This is a genomic window from Mycobacterium sp. (assembly GCF_039583805.1).
Classification (GTDB): domain Bacteria; phylum Actinomycetota; class Actinomycetes; order Mycobacteriales; family Mycobacteriaceae; genus Mycobacterium.
Map to the genome: position 1 here is coordinate 1 of NZ_JAVKSH010000150.1, position 3,323 is coordinate 3,323.

Here is a 3,323-nt window from a genome sequence, read left to right on the forward strand (position 1 = left end):
CCTAGGTGCGGTCCTGGGCCCAGGTGCGTTCCGGGACCTAGCCGGATGCTCCGCCGAGTGTGAAACTGTTGCGAAAAAATCGCTGGAATCTCGCAACAGTTTCACGCTCGGCGCATCGCAGCAGCGGTCAGCGTGACGCTCCCGAGCTGACGCGGTCGTCGACGTGCACCGGCAGGGTGTCGTCCCAGGGCTGGCGGGTCACCATGTCCGCGACCCGCACGTAGCCACGCTCGAATTCGCCTGTCGCGGCGTCGACCAGTCGGTACTGCTGGGTTTGGCGATGGATCGGCTGGGCGTCGAGCATCACCACCCGCACCTCGCCCGGCTCGAAGTGGCAGCGCCGCTGCAGCGCCGCGACCAACTGCTCGTTGCTGAAGTGGCCGTCGCCGAAGTTCCATCCGATGGCGGTGCTGGTGATCCGCTCGCCGTCGGTGAGCACGTAGTCGTCCTCGTTCTCCCCGGCCATCGCCCGGTGGGCCAAAGTGAACAGCGCCCGGCCGTGGGTGTTGAAGGCGCGGAACGCATATCCCATGTACATCGGGATCTGCGCGGCTTCCTTGCTGCCGTAGAACTTCTCCAGCTGGGCGGCCGGCATGCTGGCGATCGCCACGATGCCGTCGGCGATCTTGGCGTCGGCGGAGGGTTTGACGCACCACAGCGTGGTGTCCCAGTTGCCCGCGTAGTAGCGCATACCCGGCAGGAAGGAAATCTTGCGCGGGAACAGGTTTCCGAGCACGACGGTCCCCGCGACGACAACGAACAGCAGTATCGGCAGCGGTGTCGTCATGTCGGCGAGCCCGATCCCGGCGTGGCCGACGAACAGCGCCATGATGCTGTACATCATGAAGACGTTCCACTCCAGCGGCACCCCCATCGGGATCGCCGACAGGATGCCGACGTGGAAGCACAGCATGACGAACGCCGCGATCGCCGTGGGCCGGCCGCCGTGGCTGAAGAACAGCACCAGCGGAACGAGCCCTTCGATCGCCGTGGAAAAATGCGCGAGCCAGCGCGACGCCCGGCCCGGGCGCAGGTCGTCCGGGAAGTGTTCGAAGAACGTGCGTTTGATCGACCGCGGCCGGAACACCGGATTGTTGCTCATCATCGTCGAGATGACGAACGGGAAGTGCTTGTTGAGTTTCGACGTCGCCGCCCCCAGCCAGATGACGAGGCATACGAGTTTGGCGCCCACGATCATGTCCACGCCGTAGCCGGCGAACAGGAACGCGACGGTGAACGAGGCGTACACCTCGCCGCGGGCGGCCAGGAAGATCACCTTGTCGCGCAATCCCAGCACCGCCAGCACGCCCAGCACCGCCCAGATCTGCCACGACGGCAACACCCCGACCGTCGTGCCCAACGCCGGGACCGGCCCGCTGCCGTTGGAGAACAGCGCGATCACGAGGAGCACCAGCAGCGCGCCGTAGAGCAGCGCGTCGACGGGGGTGCGCCCGTCACCTTTGGTCAGGGGTATGCGATCCGGCCACGGCGGCAGCCGGATGGTGCCGGGCCGCAACCAGTACAGGATCGAGCCCATCGGCGGGAAGAACCGATTGTTGAGCGGCCCGAACCCGCAGCCCAGGCCGACCACCTCGAACAGCATGGTGTACAGCACGACCTTCTCGAACACAATCGGCTCGGCGTACCAGTGTGCAACGTCGGCGAACCCGTCTATGCCCTTGGTGGTCAGCGCGATCAGCCACGCCGCCAGGATGTAGAGGCCGATTTTGACGACGTAGAACAGGTGCAGCACTACCGGGGTGCCGAAGCCCACCTCGGCCCAGTGCCGGGCCATCGGGATGATCTTCTCAGCGCGAGTGCCCTTGCTCCACTGCTCGAAGTCGATCTGCGGGGTGTCCTGTTTGAGAAATCCCATGGCCGACAGATTAGAACGCGTTCTAGGCGGATGAGGCCGGTTGGCGGCCCTATTGTCTACTACTAAATGTAGTAGTAGACAAGTTGATGCAGGCGTTGTGAGGGACGGTGGTCGCATGTCTGATCTGATCGAGCAGCCACATCGGTTCCGGCCCCGGGGCGCAATCGACAACCGCTTCATCTCGTGGCCGCACATCAACGTAACGTGGTCTTCGGGGTTGGGTGCTCTCGCCGAGATCGGCACCGGCATGGTGTTCGGGATCGCGGGAGTGCAGGAGGTGAACAATGGCAGGAACCCTGTATTTTGACGGTGCCTGCGGGATATGCACGCGGGTCGTCGAATTCCTGGTGCGGCACAACCGGACGGCCTACCTGCAGACTGCGCCGTTACAGAGCCCGGGCGCCGCTGAGCTGCTGGGTATTCCGCCGTCGCGGCTGCTCGACTGCAGCCGGTGGCTGGATTCCTCGGGAGCGGTGTATTCCGGCGCAGAAGCGATGAACGCGGCGGTGGCGACGGCGATCGGCATCAGGCTGCCGCTGATGCTCTACCGCATCCCTGCTGTCCGGTTCGTCGAGGACGCGACCTACCGGTGGGTCGCTGCGCATCGCTACCTGTTTCCCGGCACGACGCCGTACTGCCAGTCGCACCCCGCCGCGTGCTGACGCCGCCTCATCACAGCGAGCGGCCGATGATTTCCGTGACGATATCGCTGCAACCGCCGACGGGTCCGCGAAAGTGCAACTACCGAGGGGTCCACTCGGGGAATACGTCGGTAGTTGCACTTTCGCGGGCCGTCAGGTAAGCGCCCGCTGCGGCCGCCCCGAGTATTCACTCAGCGGACGGATGAGCGCGTTGGACCCGGCCTGTTCGACGATGTGCGCGGTCCAGCCGGTGATCCTGCTCATCACGAACAGAGCAGTGAACATCGGGATGTCAAAGCGCATCAGGTGATAGGCGGGACCGGTCGGGAAGTCGACGTTGGGTTTGATCCCGGTCGCGGCGGCCATCTCGGCCTCCAGGGCGTGGTAGATGTCCAGCCAACGCTGCCCGTCGCGGACGGCGGCCACCTTACGCAGCGCCTCGTGCATAGTCGGCACCCGTGAGTCGCCGTGCTTGTAGACGCGGTGGCCGAATCCCATCACCTTCTCGCCGCGGGAAAGCTTGGCGCTCAACCAGTCCGACACGTTGTCCGCGCTGCCGATCTCCAGCATGTCCCGCATGACGGCCTCGTTGGCACCGCCGTGCAGCCGGCCTTTGAGCGCCCCGATCGCCGCGGTGACCGCGCTGTACATGTCCGACTCGGTCGAGGTGACCACCCGGGCGGCAAAGGTGGAGGCGTTGAAGCCGTGCTCGGCGTAGAGGATCATCGACTGTTCGAACGCGGACACGACTGGGGCTTCTAGGACTGGGGCTTCTAGGACTGGGGCTTCTAGGACTGGGGCTTCTA

4 protein-coding genes are annotated in these 3,323 nt (G+C 65.1%); 2 read left to right on the plus strand and 2 right to left on the minus strand.

Annotation, left to right across the window (positions count from 1 at the left end):
• Nucleotides 1-127 precede the first annotated feature (127 nt).
• On the minus strand, nt 128-1,876 hold the full coding sequence (locus ABDW21_RS15830) for a DUF3556 domain-containing protein (protein ID WP_343710718.1): 1,749 nt from the start codon (nt 1,874-1,876) through the stop codon (nt 128-130).
• Nucleotides 1,877-1,991: 115 nt separating this feature from the next.
• Between ABDW21_RS15830 and ABDW21_RS15835 the strand changes: the two genes are divergently transcribed.
• Both ABDW21_RS15835 and ABDW21_RS15840 read left to right on the plus strand, forming a co-directional pair.
• The gene (locus ABDW21_RS15835; protein ID WP_343602979.1) at nt 1,992-2,183 is read left to right on the plus strand and encodes a hypothetical protein; all 192 of its coding nucleotides are present in this window, start codon (nt 1,992-1,994) and stop codon (nt 2,181-2,183) included.
• The gene (locus tag ABDW21_RS15840) at nt 2,161-2,538 is read left to right on the plus strand and encodes a DUF393 domain-containing protein (RefSeq protein ID WP_343710719.1); all 378 of its coding nucleotides are present in this window, start codon (nt 2,161-2,163) and stop codon (nt 2,536-2,538) included. The genes ABDW21_RS15835 and ABDW21_RS15840 overlap by 23 nt, the downstream gene beginning before the upstream one ends.
• Before the next feature lie 132 nt (nt 2,539-2,670).
• Here the strand turns inward: ABDW21_RS15840 and ABDW21_RS15845 are convergent.
• Nucleotides 2,671-3,323: citrate/2-methylcitrate synthase (locus ABDW21_RS15845; protein WP_343710720.1), on the minus strand; the 653-nt coding region annotated here is incomplete at its 5' end.